Raw genomic sequence first — 17028 nt, 5'->3', positions numbered from 1 at the left:
TGAGAAACTCAACGCTAACTTGACGCCTCACGCTATACTCTAAGTTGCGATCCGCAAATTAACCGTGAGGTGTCGATGATTACCCATATAAACCCTGTGGGCAGTATGAACTTACTGTCAAAGCTCGAAGTAGATCAACTCACCTTAAGTGCCTCAGAAGATATTTATCTATTGTACCGAAACTGCAGCTTGGCAGTGCTCAACTCCGGCAGTAAAACTGATAGCAGCCGTGAAATTCTAGAACGTTACAAAAACTTTGAGATAAATGTATTAAGCCGAGAGCGAGGAGTAAAGCTCGAACTCGCCAATGCCCCTGAAGATGCCTTTGTTGATGGCGAAATTATTCGCGGTATTCAAGAACACCTGTTTAGCGTACTTCGCGACATTTTATATGTTTCTAACGAAATTAAAGAACAAGCCCACCTCGACCTCAATCAATCATCGCACATTACTAACTTAGTCTTTTCGATGCTGCGAAACGCTCGAGTTATTCACCCTAGAACCGAGCCAAATTTGGTCGTGTGCTGGGGCGGTCATTCAATTAATGATGTTGAATACCAGTACACACGAGAAGTAGGCAGCCAACTGGGATTACGAGAGCTAAACATATGCACTGGTTGTGGTCCAGGCGCTATGGAAGGTCCAATGAAAGGAGCAGCAGTAGGCCATGCCAAACAGCGGGTAAACGACGGTCGCTATATTGGCTTAACCGAACCCAGTATTATTGCGGCCGAGCCACCCAATCCAATAGTAAATGAACTGATCATTCTGCCCGATATTGAAAAGCGCTTAGAAGCCTTTGTTCGAATGGGCCACGCTATCGTTATCTTCCCGGGTGGTGCCGGAACGGCTGAAGAACTGTTATATATTCTTGGCATTATGCTCCACCCAGAAAATGCCCGCCAACCTTTGCCTATTGTTCTTACCGGCCCAAAATCCAGCGAGGAGTACTTTAAAAGCATCGATGAATTTATTGGCGCAACATTAGGGCACGAAGCTCAGCAGCGCTATCAAATAATCATTGATGATTCGGCTAGAGCTGCACAAGTAATTAAACAGATGATGCCAAAAGTGAAAGACTACCGCCGAGCAATTGGTGACGCCTATTCATTTAACTGGAGCTTAAAAATTGATAGTGACTTTCAACACCCATTTGAGCCGCTACACGAAAATGTCGAGAAGCTTAATTTGCACTTCGACCAAGCACCACAAGATCTAGCCGCTAACTTACGTAGAGCATTTTCTGCCATTGTAAGTGGCAATGTGAAAGATGAAGGCATCAAACAAATAGAAAAACACGGCCCGTTTATTATTGACGGTGACCCTAAAATAATGAAAATGTTAGATAAACTCTTAAAAGACTTTGTCTCTCAACACCGTATGAAGCTACCAGGAAGCAATTACGAGCCCTGCTACAGGGTTGGAAAAGCTAAATGACATTTGCCATAGGCGAGTTCGAAATTGGCTAAACAACTTGTCATCATCGACGCATTAAACCTCATTAGACGTATCTATGCTGTGCAGCAGCAAAGAACGCCTAATGGGGCTTTAGATAATGCCACCACCATGGCCTTAGGCAGCGCTTGTAAGCGCATTATTGCTAGCCTGAAACCTTCACACATTATTGCGGTATTCGATGGAGAACGCTGCGCTTGGCGTGAACAGCTTTTTCCCGATTACAAACAAAACCGTTCGCCCATGCCGGAGCAACTTGCTAAACAGTTAGAAAACCTAAAAGACCATCTATTAGATCTCGGCATTGATTCAGTTTCAGCTCCAGATGAAGAAGCCGACGATATCTGTGCGACTATTGCCAGCAAAGCAGCTGCGGCTAGTTACCCGGTAACCATAGTGTCTACTGACAGAGGCTATTACAGCCTGCTCAACAACGGGGTTAATCTGTACGACTATTTTCGCCGAGAATATATATCCATAGATGAAGTAGAAAACAAATTTGGCATTACCATCTCCCAACTTACCGACTACTGGGCCCTTGTTGGTATTAGCAGCGTTAATGTTGCCGGCGTTGCCGGAATAGGAGCTAAAAGTGCTAAAACTCTGTTAAACAACTATTCCGATGCACAAGCTATACTAGATGCCCCTACCCCCGACAAACTCGCACAGAAAGTACAAAGCAATGCCGAACAGCTCAACTTAGCTAAGCAGCTATTAAGCCTGCGAATCGATTTACAGCTTGGCTTTTCTCTCAAACAACTGCGCTATCAACAGGTGCCCAGCAATTAAATCCCCAGGCTCATTAAGTGGCAGTCCTTTTAGCGGCGTTTTTAATTTAACTCCTTAAAAACTATTAAGCTACTTAACACCCGTTTTTGTGGACTATAGTGTAAGAACAGTTTTTATTTATTACTGCTATTTCTCTTGTAAAAGTTAAGGGACTAACTCTATGAGCGCTAAGGCCAAAATCCTTTCACTAATGGGTTTACTCATTTCAGCCATCATCATTTTCATTTCTGTCATCGGTTTTTTAAATTTTAAGTCTGCATCAGAAGTTAATTACAGCAGCCAACTAAACAACCAGGCGTTTTTAATTTCTAAAGCCATTGAACAAAAAATGAATCGTTACTTTGATACGCTTAAGCTCAAAGCTTCTGAACTCCCTTTAAGTGCTAGCGGAAAAATTGATGAAAAGCCGCTAGTCGCTAGCCTGCACAAAATACAAGACGCCTTAGAAGTACTTAATGCTTATGTAGGTTTGGAAAATGGCGACACTTACGCCGCAAGTAATGACGGTATTATTCCTAACTTCAACGCAAAGCAACTAAATAGGGAGTGGTATCGAAGAGGCATGGCCAATGAGCCTAAGATCGTGACCACTCCCTATACAAGTAGTACTGGTGATGTAGTGATGGCTGTGGCTGTGCCTGTTATTCGAAATGGTAAGCCGGTAGCCATATTGTCGGTCAATCTCGCGCTTAATCAGATCACTAGCTTCATTGACGGTTTATCGGAAAACAACCAGTTGTTTGTGAGCCGAGAAGACGGCTTTGTTATCGCTTCGAAGTACACCGACTACATCGGCAAAAACTTATTTGAATTACGTCCATCCTACCGTCAATACAACGATCAAGCATCCAGCCAGCATGACTACGAATTTGACGGAAATGAGTACTCTGTTGTGTCAGCAAAAGTTGCTAACCTGAATTGGACGGTATGGGCGTGGGACAAGTGGGAAAATATTAATCGCGCTTCCAATGAGAACCTTGTGCTTACCATCTCGATAGCAATCTTCCTGCTGCTGCTCGCATTAGCCGTGTGTTATTGGGTAGTAATGAAGCTTATGTATGGCCCTATTGGAGGAGAGCCTGCCACCATCGAAACCATAGTCCAAAATATTGCAAAAGGAGATCTGCGTTACTCTTCCCAGCAATCTGGCCAGGAAACAGGCATTTACCAAGCGGTATTATCGATGGTGAATAGCCTAACCAACATTGTTACCGGAATAAACACTGCAACCGAACAGCTCAATCAATCCTCTTCACGCATTCATGAATCAGCGACGTCTGTAAATACCAGCTCAGAATCACAAATGATGCAACTAGAACAAACCTCTACTGCAATGAATCAAATGACCGTGACTGTTGACGAAGTTGCTCGCAACGCTCTGCAAGCATCTAGCGCAGCGACAGAAGCAAATGAGCAGTCAAGCCAAGGTATCAGCGTAGTCAATGAAATGAACAGTAACATAAGCTTATTAGTTTCGGGGATCGAAGAAGTACAGCAAGTAATTGGTAAACTTGAAATGGAAACGGAAGGCATTGGTCGGATTTTGGAAGTAATTAGAGGCATTGCTGAACAAACCAACTTGCTGGCGCTTAATGCGGCGATTGAAGCTGCTCGAGCAGGAGAACAAGGCCGTGGGTTTGCGGTAGTGGCCGATGAAGTAAGAAACTTAGCCAATAGAACTCAAGACAGCACCAATGAAATTCAAGAAATGATCACTAATCTGCAAACTGAAGCTAAGAACTCCGTCTCTCTAATGGAGACAAATGCAAAAGATGCCCAACAAACTTCAGAAAAATCAGAGCTAGCCAATCAAGCGCTTAATGCTATTAGCGATTCAATTTCGGTAATCCACGATATGAACGCTCAAATAGCGACAGCAGCGGAGCAGCAAACCCTAGTAGCAGCAGAAATAAACAGCAGCATAGTAGGCATAAATGACTTAGCGAAAACCACTTTTGATAGCTCAGAAAACAATAGCAAAATGGTTGAAGAATTAAGCAATATTGCCACGCGCTTGAATAAATCAGTAGAAGTATTCAAGTTTTAACTAGGCTCAATAGCGCTAATAGATTTTTGTATTGTAATCAAGCTAATACCTTAGTATTAGCTATTTCCTTTTGAGTATTGCGTTAAAAAAATGTAAACTCTGTGTTGCCCGAACACCTCAAACTTCGGGCATTAACACGGAGTGTTACCTCCTCCCCCTTAAATAATAAAAATGCCTACGAATTAGGAAGAGATATGTCAACAAGACGAATCACCGTCATACCTGGAGATGGTATTGGCCCTAGTATTATCGAAAGTGCAATCGCGATTATGGATAAAGCGGGTTGTGGTTTCGAATATGATTTTGCCAACGCAGGTCTAGCAGCCCTAGAAAGCGATGGCAGCCTGTTGCCTGAAAAATCACTGCAACTTATCGAGCAAAATGGCATCGCCTTAAAAGGCCCGCTAACCACACCGGTTGGCACTGGCTTTACATCAATCAACGTGTCTATGCGTAAACACTTTGACCTTTACGCCAACTTACGCCCTGTGCGCTCTTTTGTTGGTACTAAAGCGCGTTACGAAGACGTAGATATTATTACCGTTCGTGAAAACACCGAAGGCATGTACTCAGGTGTTGGCCAAAAACGTAGTGAAGATGGCACTAGCGCAGAAGCAATGAGTGTAATCACTCGAGACGGCGCAGAGCGTATTGTAAAGTTTGCCTACGAGCTTGCCCGCCGCGAAGGCCGAAAAAAAGTAACGGCAGTTCACAAAGCAAACATCATGAAATCAACTTCAGGCCTATTCCTAGAAGTGGCTCGTGAAATCGCTAAACAATACCCAGATATCGAATCTGAAGAAATGATTGTTGACGCAGCGTGTATGAACTTAGTGATGTACCCAGAACGTTTCGACGTAATGGTTACCACTAACTTGTTTGGTGATATTTTGTCAGACTTGTGTGCCGGATTAGTGGGCGGCCTTGGTATGGCACCTGGTGCTAATATTGGTGAACGAGCAGCAATTTTTGAAGCCGTGCACGGCAGCGCGCCAGATATCGCAGGCCAAGATATTGCAAACCCAACGTCGGTTATTCTAGCCAGTATTCAAATGCTTGAATATTTAGGTATGGAAGACAAAGCGGCCAATATTCTTAATGCAGTGAAAGACGTTATTGCCAGCGGTGACAGAACCACTCGCGATTTAGGTGGCACAGCCGGTACTAAAGAGTTTACACAAGCGATTCTAGATCGCCTATAAAGCTGATAGCAGCGTAAATAACAAAAAAGGCAGCCTAGCTGCCTTTTTTGATGCTCAGTCTTGCTGCCCTAGTAAACACGCGCAAAAACGGTAATTTCTTCTCGGTCATGGTACAAGTGCTTGGCCCTTACTTCATGCTCAAAACCTAACTCACTTAAGCCCTCTTTAAGCAAATTAAGATCCTGATTCACCTCAGCAAAGCGTTGCTTCATTGGCAACTTCAAATTAAACATTGCATATTGGCACCAGCCATTTGCCAACCACTTCAACATTAAACGACTTACCTTAGCAGGACGCTCTACCATGTCGCAAACTAGCCAACTTACGTTGCTGCGCTCTGGCTGATATTTAAAGCCATCTTCTCGAAAGTGCTGCACTTGGCCAGTATCCATTAGCGATTGCGCCATAGGGCCATTATCAATAGCAGCCACAAACATGTTTCGTCTGACTAATTGGTAAGTCCAACCACCCGGGCATGCACCCAAATCAACAGCATGTTGGCCATTTTGAATATACTGCTCTCGCTCTTCGTCATTCAACAACACCATAAAGGCTTCATCTAGTTTAAGCGTTGAGCGACTTGGAGCTTCTGCTGGAAACTTAAGACGTAATATACCATTATGCTGAGCATTACCATTGCGGGTATCCGAGTAGCCTATCCAGCAATGGGTTCCGCTTACAAAAAATAGCTGCATGGCTGGCAACTTAGGATTCGCTTTTTTAGTCAACCATTGATGCTTCACCAATGCATTTTCTAGCGGGCGAGTAAATTTTTTGCAAAAGCTAGATAAAGCTTTACCGTCATTAGTATCTGGATACTCTAAACGTAGGCTGCCACACTTGGGTAGCTTTTGCTCAATGGCAAGTATAGATGCGACGCGGTTTGCCTCATCGAGTTGTAATTCTACAAGCGCTAAAAACCAATGCCTAGCAAACACCAATTGACGAAAATCTATCGCTTGATACAAGGCTTGTGAATGCTCAGCTTGATAGCAGCTAAACTCCACAAAACCAGCGCCACTGCTCGCTTTGGCAAAACCAAAGAACCCTAGCTGCTCAGCATGAAATTGGATCTCTGCAGCACAGTCGCTCTCAAAGCCAGTGCGACAATACAAAATTATACTACTCATTTACACTTCTCTTTGTTGGCAAAGCTAGGCTCAACCAAGCAATAATCAAAATAAACCCACCAATTGGGGTTATTGGCCCAAACAGCTTTGAGCCAAAAAAAGCCAAGCAGTATAAGCTACCGGCAAATAACCAACCACCTAAAATCCAAAGTAAAGCGGTTGTTCGGCGTTTATCTATCACTACCAAAGCAGCCACTAAATGAATGATTTGATAAAACACGCCGGTTTCAATCCACGATAATTGCGCCTCACCCAAAAAGCGACTGAAGCCATGCGCAGCACCCGCGCCCATAATCACGGTAACAGCGCCACTTACAGCCAACAGCAGCCTTAAGGGCCAAGCCGTTTGATTCAACATATTCACTCCGCGTCTACCAAACCTTCATTCACAAATTCTTGCTGCTCTTGCTCAACCAAAGAAATCATCCACTCACGGAAAGCAACCAATTTACCTTGTTCAGCTTGGCTGGGTTTACACACCATGTAATAGGCGTTTTTACTCAGTAAAACTTGCTCAAAGGGACACACTAAACGGCCGGCTTCAATTTCAGGTTTAGCCAATACGCTATGACCTAGTGCCACCCCCTGCCCATACACCGCCGCTTGTAGCACCATGGTTGAATGCGAAAATATAGGCCCATGATTCACATTCATTTGTCGCAGCCCTACCAATTTAAACCACGCTTTCCAATCGTGGCGAGCGGTATCATGCAATAGGGTGTGATATTGCAAATCCTCCGGTTTAGTTAAAGCTTTATCACCCACTAATAAACTGGGGGCGCAGACTGGAACCAAATACTCTGTGTGCAATTTGTCGGCTCGTAGGCCAGACCAATTACCTCTGCCGTAATAAATAGCAACGTCAACATCTTCCGTTAATGAACCTTCGTATAAATCAACCGCTTTAATACGAACATCAATATCGGGATGCATCTCACTAAATTGAGATAAACGTGGTACTAGCCATTGGATGGCAAAACTGGGTTGTAAACTAACCGTTATCGTTCCTTTGGCGCCACGAGCGAGCAAACGGTCGGTAGCCTCGGTTAACGAAATAAAAATATCTTTAATATCGAGAAAATAACCTTGGCCTTCTTCGGTTAGCAGTAAGGCTCTGTTTTTCCTTCTAAAAAGCTTTAAACCTAAGAATTCTTCTAAGGCTTTAATTTGGTGACTAACAGCGGCTTGAGTCACAAAAAGCTCTTCTGCTGCTCGGGTAAAACTAAGATGCCTTGCTGCCGCTTCAAAGGCTTTTAAGGCATTAAGTGGAGGCAAACGACGCGCCATTTTCACATCCCATTAACGGATAAGTTTTTCTAATCTATGGTCATTATAATTTATCTGTTGTTGTAGGACCAGTTGCAGATTACTATGCACCCGCAATCAGGCGAAGGGGTCTGACGCAGCACCTAAAATCAAGGTGTTATGTCAGGCCTCTTTGAGTAGTTACCGGATTTGTAATTACTTTGATTGCTATGTTGTGTTTGCATTTGTCAGCCCTTTTGCTGACTTCCCTGTTTCTTATTTTGACCCTGTCTGTCAAAAAGAATTTTGAGCCACTGCTTATGCAGTGGCTTTTTTTTACCTGAAATTCATAGAGATAGACCTATCAGCAAACACATCAGTGGTATTAATCAATAAAAACCGCATGGCTTTAGCATTAAAAAAATTAATCTTTGATGTTACGCACAAAAATCCAGGCTTTAATTAGCCTCATACAGATAGTTGCCTTTTATGTTGACGCTGATAAAACAACAAGCAAATCAAACCAAGCGTCAATATGGGTAAGGCGCTAACATTTACCACTCGCCACCCCAAACTTTGCTCTAACCAGCCAGCAGACAGCGCTGAAATAGCCACTAAAGAGAACACCACAAACTCATTAACAGCTTGAGCTTTAGCCTTCTCATTTAAGTGATAAGATTGAGTTAGCATTTGGGTCGCGCCAATAAACATAAAGTTCCACCCTACTCCAAGCAAGGTTAATGCAACTGCAAAATGAATAAAGCTAGTGCCCATTAAATTAACAACAACACAAGCAAACATTAGCGCTAAACCAAGCAGCATGGTTGGGAAAAGCCCCATTTTCAATATTAGCCTGCCGGTAATAAACGAAGGGGCAAACATGCCTAATACATGCCATTCAATGACCGAAGCAGATTGAGCAAAATGATAGCCATGGTGATGCATCGCTAAAGGCGTTGCGGTCATAAGGAGGTTCATTACAAAGTAACTAACAACGCCAGCCACCACTGCAACGATGTAATTGGCCGAACTAACTATTTCCCTTAGAGGTCGAGCATCGATTGTCGACTGGCTGCTAGCTTCAGTATCATTGAAGCGAATCATCAGCAGCAGTATTAAGGCAATAATATACAGAGCAAGTAAACCAACAAACGCGCCAATGAAAGGCTGATTAGGCCACCACGCTTGACTATAAACCGCTAGGCTTGGCCCAATCACCGCTGCGATCACCCCGCCAGCCATAATGGCTGAAATGGCTCGGGGTTGCTGCCCTTCGGAGCAAAGCTCTACCGCCGCAAAGCGATACAACATGCCAAAACCAATGCCTATTCCTAATAAAAAGGTTGCGCAACTAAACAGCATAAATTGATGGTGATATAGCGCATAAGTAGCTAATAGTGCACCACTAATTCCAACCAAGTTACCAAGTACAAAACCTTTCTTGCGCCCGGTTATCCCCATAATAAGAGACGCAGGAATGGTGGCTAACATTAGCCCTAAAAATTGCATAGCAACAGGGAAGGTAACCCAAGCAGCGGAAGGAGCGAGCTGCTGGCCAATTAAGCCGGTGACTGCCACGAGCAAAATATTTCCGGTGGTTAATAAGGCTTGGCAAATAGCCAGCATCCATACAAAAATGTTCACGCCATGACTCTCCCTGTTATACCAACCGTACTAAGTAACTAATCATTCTAACTGGTTAAAAATACTCGATAACTGCGTTAGAATTTTTGATTGTAGAATAACTACTTATCGAAAACCCCTGCCTTATTCTCGAGCCTTTTCCCTGCGTTACTTCTGCTCACTTACTTAGTGTGATTGGTATTAAAACATCATCATAGAGCAGATCTTAAAAATAGAGAACGTGAATTAGTTGTTCGGCTTTAAATAGCAAGGAGGCACGCAGAGAAAGCCTTTGGCTGAATGTGAGGCAAAAAAAAGCGCCATTACGGCGCTTTATTCAACGAAGGGAAGTTTATTCCCACTCAATGGTCGCTGGTGGCTTACCAGATATGTCGTAAACAACACGAGAAATACCATCAATCTCGTTGATTATACGGTTGCTCACATTACCTAAGAAATCGTAAGGTAGGTGTGCCCAATGTGCAGTCATAAAGTCGATAGTTTCAACTGCGCGCAATGATACAACCCAGTCATACTTACGCGCATCGCCCATTACACCTACCGAGCGAACCGGCAAGAATACGGTGAAAGCTTGGCTTACTTTATGGTATAGATCTGCTTTGTGTAATTCTTCAATGAAGATAGCATCGGCACGGCGTAGTAAATCACAGTATTCTTTCTTCACTTCACCCAATACGCGTACACCTAAACCAGGCCCAGGGAATGGATGGCGGTATAACATATCGTAAGGAAGGCCTAGCTCTAAGCCAATTTTGCGCACTTCATCTTTAAACAACTCTTTAAGTGGCTCTACTAAACCCATCTCCATATCATCAGGTAAGCCACCTACGTTATGGTGAGATTTAATCACATGCGCTTTGCCGGTTTTAGAAGCCGCTGATTCGATAACGTCAGGGTAAATCGTGCCCTGTGCAAGCCATTTAGCATTTTTCAGCTTTTTAGCCTCTTCATCGAACACGTCAATGAACACATGGCCAATAATCTTACGCTTCTTCTCCGGGTCACTTTCGCCAGCCATTGCATCTAGGAAGCGGTTTTCAGCATTTACGTGAACGATGTTTAAACCGAAGTGGTTACCAAACATATCCATCACCTGCTGGCCCTCATTCAGACGCAGCAAACCATTATCTACAAATACGCAGGTAAGTTTGTCACCAATTGCACGTTGAACCAACATTGCCACAACCGAGGAGTCAACGCCGCCACTAAGACCAAGAATAACTTCGTCATCGCCGACTTGCTCTTTAATTTGAGCAATGGCGTTCTCAATGATTGATTCAGAGGTCCATAAAGCTTCACAAGCACAAATATCTTTTACAAAGTGCTCTAGCATGCGCAAGCCTTGACGAGTATGAGTCACCTCAGGGTGGAACTGCACACCGTAGAAATGCTTATCTTGATTCATCATGGCAGCAAACTCACAACTTGGAGTTTGCGCAACGGTGGTGAAACCTTCAGGAATGGTCGACACTTTATCGCCATGGCTCATCCAAACATCTAGCAAGGCATTGCCATTTGGTGCAACTGCATCTTCGATTGCTTTAAACAATGGAGATTGCGCAACCACTTCAACTTGAGCGTAACCAAACTCACGCTCGCCTTCGCCTTGAATAACCGCTCCACCTAGTTGCTCAGACATAGTTTGCATGCCGTAACAAATACCTAGAACAGGAACGCCAGCATTAAATACGTACTCAGGAGCGCGCGGAGAATCATTCTCCGTAACGCTTTCTGGGCCACCGGCCAAAATAATACCGTTCGGCGCAAACTCGCGGATATCGGCTTCTTCTACATCCCAGCCCCACAATTCACAATACACACCGATTTCGCGGATTCGACGCGCGATAAGTTGGGTATATTGCGATCCAAAATCTAAAATTAGAATACGATGTTCGTGGATATCTCTGCTCATAATCACTTACTTAAAATAGGCTGATAGAACTAAGCGCCTTTCGGCGCTTAGAGAAGAAAAACAAACTTTTAGGCTTAACCCATACGGTAGTTAGGGGCTTCTTTGGTAATGGTTACGTCATGTACGTGACTTTCACCCATACCTGCGCTAGTTACCCGCACAAATTCTGCTTTGGTATTTAACTCGTTAATTGTAGCGCAACCGGTTAAGCCCATGCACGAACGTAAACCGCCCATTTGCTGGTGAATAATCGCTTTTACCGGGCCTTTATAAGCTACGCGGCCTTCAATACCTTCTGGTACTAATTTGTCAGCTGCATTGTCTGTTTGGAAGTAACGATCTGATGAACCTTGAGACATTGCGCCAAGCGAGCCCATACCACGGTAAGACTTAAACGAACGGCCTTGATAAAGTTCAATTTCACCTGGTGCTTCTTCGGTACCAGCAAACATGCTACCAACCATTACACAAGATGCACCAGCAACTAAGGCTTTAGCAATATCGCCAGAGAAGCGAATACCGCCGTCTGCAATAACCGGAATATCACGACCTTTCAGCGCTTCAACAGCATCAGCTACTGCGGTAATTTGTGGTACACCCACACCGGTTACAATACGCGTAGTACAAATTGAACCAGGGCCAATACCTACTTTTACCGCACTTACACCTGCGTCAGCTAGGGCTAAAGCGCCTGCGCCAGTTGCCACATTGCCACCAACGATTGGCAAGTCTGGGTATTTTTCATGGGTGGCTTTAATGCGATCAAGAACGCCTTGAGAATGACCGTGAGACGAGTCAATCAACAATACATCTACGCCGGCTTCAACTAAGGCATCAATACGCTCTTCGTTACCCGCACCAGCACCTACAGCAGCGCCAACACGCAAGCGGCCAAAGCTATCTTTACAAGCATTAGGTTTACGTTCCGCTTTTTTGAAATCTTTTACGGTAATCAAACCGGTCAGTTTGAAAGCCTCATCTACCACTAGCATTTTTTCAATGCGGTGTTCGTGCATCAGTTTTTCAACAACGTCACGCGATGTATCGGTAGTTGTAACTAAACGCTCTTTAGGTGTCATTACTTGAGAAACAGTTTTAGAAAAATCAGTTTCAAAACGTAAATCACGGCCAGTTACAATACCCACTAGGTCATTCGCTTCAGTCACAACAGGGAAACCAGCAAAACCGTGGATTTGACGCAACTCTGCAATTTGGCCCAAGGTTAACTCAGGCGTTACAGTAATAGGCTCTAGAACGATACCAGCTTCAAACTTCTTCACTTTACGCACTTCAGCAGCTTGCTGCTCAATGCTCATGTTTTTGTGAATAAAACCAACACCGCCCTCTTGCGCTAGTGCAATAGCAAAATTAGCTTCGGTTACCGTATCCATGGCAGCAGACACCATTGGAATACTAAGCGGGATATCTTTGGTTAGACGTGTCGCCAAATTGGCAGTATTAGGAAGTACTTCTGAGTGAGCAGGAAGTAGTAGTACATCATCGAAGGTTAAGGCTTCTTTGGAAATTCTCAACATAGCAACATTCGCCTAAATCAGTTAATAAAGGGATAAAATATTGCGGTCGGATTATAGGTATAAAGCTGGCCAAGGTAAATTGAAAAATGTTATTTTCTTACATTATTTTCAATTTAGCTTCGAGTTGGCTAATGCAAAGCAATCAAATCGCCCAAAATATCCTCAGCGTAAGTCAATTAAACCAGCAAGTTAGGCGATTGCTAGAGAACTCTCTAGGCACAGTTTGGTTAGCAGGTGAAATATCTAATTTTGCTACTCCATTTTCGGGGCACTGGTACTTCAGTTTAAAGGACGATGGTGCCCAAGTACGCTGTGCCATGTTTAAGGGCGCTAATCGCAAAGCTGTCTTCACACTAGAAAACGGCATGCAAGTATTAGTGAAAGCCAAAATCACCATGTATGAACCACGCGGTGATTATCAGCTTATTGCAGAAGCCATTCACCCTGCTGGAGACGGCGCACAGCAGCAAGCGTTTGAGCAACTAAAAATGAAGTTGGCCAGCGAAGGCTTATTTAGCCAAGCTGACAAGCAATCCCTGCCCGAATACCCTAGCACCATTGGTGTAGTAAGCTCCGCCTCTGGGGCGGCATTACAAGATATATTATCGGTACTTCAACGCCGCGCCCCTGCTATTAAAGTGATCGTTTATCCTGCAGCCGTTCAGGGAGATGCCGCGGCAAGCCAACTTAGCAATATGATTGAGCTTGCAAATCAACGTGAAGAAGTAGATCTACTTATTGTTGGCCGCGGTGGAGGCTCTAAAGAAGATTTGTCCGCCTTTAATGACGAAGCCCTCGCCCGCTGTATATTTAATTCAAACATTCCGATTATATCTGCGGTAGGCCACGAAGTGGACGACAGCATTTGTGATTTAGTTGCCGACATTCGCGCCGCAACCCCCTCAGCTGCAGCAGAAATTGTTAGCCAGCAAGCTAGCCACCTTGCGTTAAGCTTAAACAAACTAAGCCAACAGTTAGAGCAAAGCTACTTACATATGCTTAGTCGGCAACAGATCCGCCTCAAGCAGCTTCACCACCAAGTAGAAACCCAATCCCCTATCCATTTATTGGAACAGCAACAGCAACGCTTTGACGAGCTTAGCCACCGTTTAAGCTTTGCTCATCAACAAAGCTTAAACCGCAGCAAGCAGCGCCATCTAGAAGCGCACTCACGTTTAAAACACTCACTATTAGAACAAAAGCTAAGCCGTCATCAGCAACTGTTGGTCCAGCTTAAGCAGCGGCTAAACCTAGCCAGTGATAAGAACCTTCAACACCAGCAAGATGCCTTAGTCAATGTTTGTCGACAAATGGACAATTTGAGCCCACTGCGCGTTTTGGAACGAGGTTTTAGCTTGGTGACTCAGCAACAGAAAATCGTTAAATCTGCTGCAGATTTAAGCGTTGGTGACCAAGTCAATATCAAGTTTGCTGATGGAAACCATAACGCAACAATTATTGAATAAGCTCTAGGGGCTGTTTATCTTTCGAGCTGTTTTTTGCAGCTGTTTGTGGCTTATTTATATAAGGCAGAAGCTTTAATGTGTAGCGAGCCGACACGAGAAGCTGATACCGCAGTAGAAATAAGCCACAAACGCTGCCCGAAGGGTTCGGCTAAAATCGCTTTATGCTTTGTTAAGGCGTATTCACTTAGAATGCTAGGCTACACACGCCTAGCTGCGCCTAAAACGATTTTTTTCGCGAACAAAATTCAACCACGAAAGACTAACAGCCCCTAGCGTTTTAAACGCCAAGCTCACATCTAGTGAGTTAGTCATCAAAATTGATGGGATTTTAGTTAATTCTGACATAAGATTGACTGGACTAAACCGAATACCTAGTTGGTTCGCAGTTTAGCTAGAATGTCGACTAAACCCACAAAGAGGTAAAGCGAACATTCGGGTAACTAACTAGATATCAATATAAAAAGTAAATTAGCAGCAATACTATGAATTCATTGGATAGCACCAAGGAGCGAGAGCTAACCAGTGTCGATAACAGGGAACAGTTAATCGGTATGATTTACCGTGCGGCGGCAGAACCTGAATATTGGCCCGATTTGCTTGAGCACCTATACATGATGCCAGAACTTCAAAGCACAGAAGAACATGGCCACTCAGACTCCTCTTCGGCACAATTAAGCCAAATGCTCGATGCGGTATCTCCGCAACTATCGATGGCTACAAACCAATACTCTGAACGGAACCAGATTTTACTTGAGCACTTTAACCAAGCATTAAATATCGCAAAGCGTATTTACCAGCTTGAAGAAAAAAACCATTCGCTTAACTCTTTGCTCGACCACATTCCGGTTGGGGTAATTTTGGTGAATGCTAAAAGTGAAATTTTGCTCACCAACGAGCTAGCAGAAGAAACCCTGCAGCTTGGCCAAGGGTTATACCAACGCAATAAAAACTTAGTGACCCAGCAAAGTGAATCAACAGATTTGCTCAATCAATACGTAGAAGAGCTGTCTTCACTGGGGCCTAACGAATCCAGCAGCCGGGGCTTACCGATCCAAATTGGTCAAGAAACAGATGTGCAAACCATGGTAATTCTTAGCCCGGTAAACCATCTGCAAAACCCAAGTTTAGAGCGAAATGCCAGTGTGGTGGTGTTTATCTCCCCTTCTCGTCCCGATGTAGAGCTTGATTTAGCCGCTTTTGCCGACGGTTACAACTTAACCCCAAAAGAAGCGCGCATCGTTAATTATATTGCGCAAGGTATGTCTCCACCTGACATTGCTGACAAAATTTTTGTGAGTTACAACACCGTGCGTACCCAGCTTAAATCGGTATTCAAGAAAACCAACGTGAGTAGCCAGAGCGAATTAGCGAGTTTGGTGCTAACTGGGCCTTGGGGAATGCTATCGCAAAGTAGCCGCCACTTTGACTTTACCGAAGCCCACGACCTTAACGCACGCTACTTTACTTTGCCCGACCAACGTAAGCTGTGTTACCAAGAATACGGTAGCCCAAAGGGCAAACCGGTGGTTTATTGCCACAGTATTTTAGGTAGTCGCTTAGAAAACTTTTTTGATGATGTTGATTTAGCAAAACACCTAGGTTTGCGCTTAATCAGCATCGACCGCCCCGGATTTGGTGGTTCTGACTACTGCGAAAACTACGGTTTTGTAAATTGGTCAAAAGACTTAGCAGCGCTGCTCGACCATTTAAAGCTAGAGCAGGTTCAGTTACTTGGCTATGCCACAGGAGGCGTTTACGCAGCCTGCTGCGCAGCCACCATTCCTGAGCGGATCAGCAACATGACGATTGTGAGTTCAGGTGATGCCCTCACTTACGACAGTGATTACGAGGCCACTGCCAAGCTATATCGCATGCACATGAAGCTGGCTCGTGACTTCCCTAGTATGCATCGCCTGTTTACTAATATTCTTGATAAGGGCTTGCACAAAGACCCTAACAAATTATTTAAAGTATTAGCCCGCGATCTAGAAGGTGCCGATGTTGAGCTGTTTGATAGCCCGCAATTTAGGGAAAAGTTTGGCCGCTATTTAAAAGAATCGAAGATCCAAGGCGGCAATGCTTTTTCTGACGAGGTTCGTCAAGTAATGTCACCTTGGGGCTTTAACATTGAAGATGTTAAAGTTGCTACGCGGCTATTCCATGGCGAGCAAGACAGGCATATTCCATTAGTGCTTGCCGAGCGTTTTATCGAGCGCGCAGCCAACGCTAAGCTCACTGTCGTTCCTGAACAAGGTCATTACATGATTTACCGACAATGGCCTGAAATACTAAAAAGTGTTGCAAGTAACTAAATTGCTAGCTCTACTCTCAAAAAAGGCGGCCAATTGCCGCCTTTTTAATTAACTGTCTAAGCGCTCGAAACGCCGAATAACAGCTCGCTTAGATTTTAACTCGTTGCAGCTATTACAAAAATAATCTACTGCACCGCAGGCCTTTAGCTTTTCAAGCTCGGCATCGCATTTATCGCAATGCACACGCTGCGAGAACTTATGGTGGCAGGCGCCACACAACCAGTGGTCATGTTCGTGTTGTAACTGTCCATCACACTCTGGGCAAGCAACTTCAATAGTCATAGTATTCCT

Annotated in this window: 13 protein-coding genes; 6 read left to right on the top strand and 7 right to left on the bottom strand. The window is 44.2% G+C overall.

The features are described 5' to 3' along the window. The first annotated feature begins 75 nt into the window (after positions 1–75). The 4 genes from ppnN to K5620_RS07640 all read left to right on the top strand — a co-directional run bounded on the left by ppnN (position 76) and on the right by K5620_RS07640 (position 5493). Positions 76–1437 (top strand): nucleotide 5'-monophosphate nucleosidase PpnN, encoded by a 1362-nt coding sequence (gene ppnN, locus K5620_RS07655; RefSeq protein ID WP_016401206.1) that lies wholly within the window; start codon positions 76–78, stop codon positions 1435–1437. Positions 1438–1461: 24 nt separating this feature from the next. Continuing rightward, complete coding sequence (gene xni, locus K5620_RS07650) at positions 1462–2244, top strand: flap endonuclease Xni (protein ID WP_016401207.1); 783 nt, start codon at positions 1462–1464, stop codon at positions 2242–2244. A gap of 160 nt (positions 2245–2404) precedes the next feature. Continuing rightward, entirely contained in the window at positions 2405–4291 is a 1887-nt protein-coding gene (locus K5620_RS07645) for a methyl-accepting chemotaxis protein (protein ID WP_016401208.1), read from the top strand. A gap of 194 nt (positions 4292–4485) precedes the next feature. Next, positions 4486–5493 (top strand): isocitrate dehydrogenase, encoded by a 1008-nt coding sequence (locus K5620_RS07640; protein ID WP_016401209.1) that lies wholly within the window; start codon positions 4486–4488, stop codon positions 5491–5493. Between the two features lie 68 nt (positions 5494–5561). Here the strand turns inward: K5620_RS07640 and rlmM are convergent, their stop codons facing one another. From rlmM to guaB, 6 genes are all read right to left on the bottom strand, one after another. Further along, positions 5562–6623, bottom strand: coding sequence for a 23S rRNA (cytidine(2498)-2'-O)-methyltransferase RlmM (gene rlmM, locus K5620_RS07635; protein WP_016401210.1), 1062 nt, complete (start codon positions 6621–6623; stop codon positions 5562–5564). Then, complete coding sequence (locus K5620_RS07630; RefSeq protein WP_016401211.1) at positions 6616–6981, bottom strand: DUF423 domain-containing protein; 366 nt, start codon at positions 6979–6981, stop codon at positions 6616–6618. Before K5620_RS07630 ends, rlmM begins: the two co-directional genes overlap by 8 nt. A gap of 2 nt (positions 6982–6983) precedes the next feature. Continuing rightward, entirely contained in the window at positions 6984–7910 is a 927-nt protein-coding gene (locus K5620_RS07625; protein WP_016401212.1) for a transcriptional regulator GcvA, read from the bottom strand. 426 nt (positions 7911–8336) lie between these two features. Next, the gene (locus K5620_RS07620) at positions 8337–9512 is read right to left on the bottom strand and encodes an MFS transporter (RefSeq protein ID WP_016401213.1); all 1176 of its coding nucleotides are present in this window, start codon (positions 9510–9512) and stop codon (positions 8337–8339) included. 331 nt (positions 9513–9843) lie between these two features. Next, complete coding sequence (gene guaA, locus K5620_RS07615; protein WP_040307024.1) at positions 9844–11424, bottom strand: glutamine-hydrolyzing GMP synthase; 1581 nt, start codon at positions 11422–11424, stop codon at positions 9844–9846. Positions 11425–11498: 74 nt separating this feature from the next. Further along, a complete protein-coding gene (guaB, locus tag K5620_RS07610) occupies positions 11499–12959 on the bottom strand; it encodes an IMP dehydrogenase (RefSeq protein WP_016401215.1) in 1461 nt (486 codons plus the stop codon). 131 nt (positions 12960–13090) lie between these two features. On the opposite strand from guaB, the gene xseA reads away from it, so the two are divergent. Both xseA and K5620_RS07600 read left to right on the top strand, forming a co-directional pair. Continuing rightward, on the top strand, positions 13091–14425 hold the full coding sequence (xseA, locus tag K5620_RS07605; RefSeq protein ID WP_215426371.1) for an exodeoxyribonuclease VII large subunit: 1335 nt from the start codon (positions 13091–13093) through the stop codon (positions 14423–14425). A 482-nt stretch (positions 14426–14907) separates the two neighbouring features. Further along, positions 14908–16737 carry a bifunctional helix-turn-helix transcriptional regulator/alpha/beta hydrolase gene (locus K5620_RS07600; RefSeq protein WP_051147584.1) on the top strand — a complete coding sequence of 610 codons (1830 nt, stop codon included), beginning with the start codon at positions 14908–14910 and terminating at the stop codon, positions 16735–16737. Positions 16738–16785: 48 nt separating this feature from the next. Here K5620_RS07600 and K5620_RS07595 read toward each other — a convergent pair whose 3' ends face one another. After that, a complete protein-coding gene (locus K5620_RS07595; RefSeq protein ID WP_016401219.1) occupies positions 16786–17019 on the bottom strand; it encodes a zinc ribbon domain-containing protein in 234 nt (77 codons plus the stop codon). Positions 17020–17028 lie beyond the last annotated feature (9 nt).

The sequence above is a fragment of the Agarivorans albus genome (assembly GCF_019670105.1).
GTDB classification, from domain to species: Bacteria; Pseudomonadota; Gammaproteobacteria; order Enterobacterales; family Celerinatantimonadaceae; genus Agarivorans; species Agarivorans albus.
The sequence above is the reverse complement of the archived record's forward strand: the minus strand, read 5'-3'. Positions and strand labels throughout refer to the sequence as shown.

Coding starts and splice junctions, on each gene's coding strand:
- K5620_RS07630 (WP_016401211.1), bottom strand. CDS start 6,981: ATGTTGAATCAAACGGCTTGGCCCTTAAGGCTGCTGTTGGCTGTAAGT.
- guaB (WP_016401215.1), bottom strand. CDS start 12,959: ATGTTGAGAATTTCCAAAGAAGCCTTAACCTTCGATGATGTACTACTA.
- ppnN (WP_016401206.1), top strand. CDS start 76: ATGATTACCCATATAAACCCTGTGGGCAGTATGAACTTACTGTCAAAG.
- K5620_RS07625 (WP_016401212.1), bottom strand. CDS start 7,910: ATGGCGCGTCGTTTGCCTCCACTTAATGCCTTAAAAGCCTTTGAAGCG.
- guaA (WP_040307024.1), bottom strand. CDS start 11,424: ATGAGCAGAGATATCCACGAACATCGTATTCTAATTTTAGATTTTGGA.
- K5620_RS07645 (WP_016401208.1), top strand. CDS start 2,405: ATGAGCGCTAAGGCCAAAATCCTTTCACTAATGGGTTTACTCATTTCA.
- rlmM (WP_016401210.1), bottom strand. CDS start 6,623: ATGAGTAGTATAATTTTGTATTGTCGCACTGGCTTTGAGAGCGACTGT.
- K5620_RS07600 (WP_051147584.1), top strand. CDS start 14,908: ATGAATTCATTGGATAGCACCAAGGAGCGAGAGCTAACCAGTGTCGAT.
- K5620_RS07640 (WP_016401209.1), top strand. CDS start 4,486: ATGTCAACAAGACGAATCACCGTCATACCTGGAGATGGTATTGGCCCT.
- xseA (WP_215426371.1), top strand. CDS start 13,091: ATGCAAAGCAATCAAATCGCCCAAAATATCCTCAGCGTAAGTCAATTA.
- K5620_RS07595 (WP_016401219.1), bottom strand. CDS start 17,019: ATGACTATTGAAGTTGCTTGCCCAGAGTGTGATGGACAGTTACAACAC.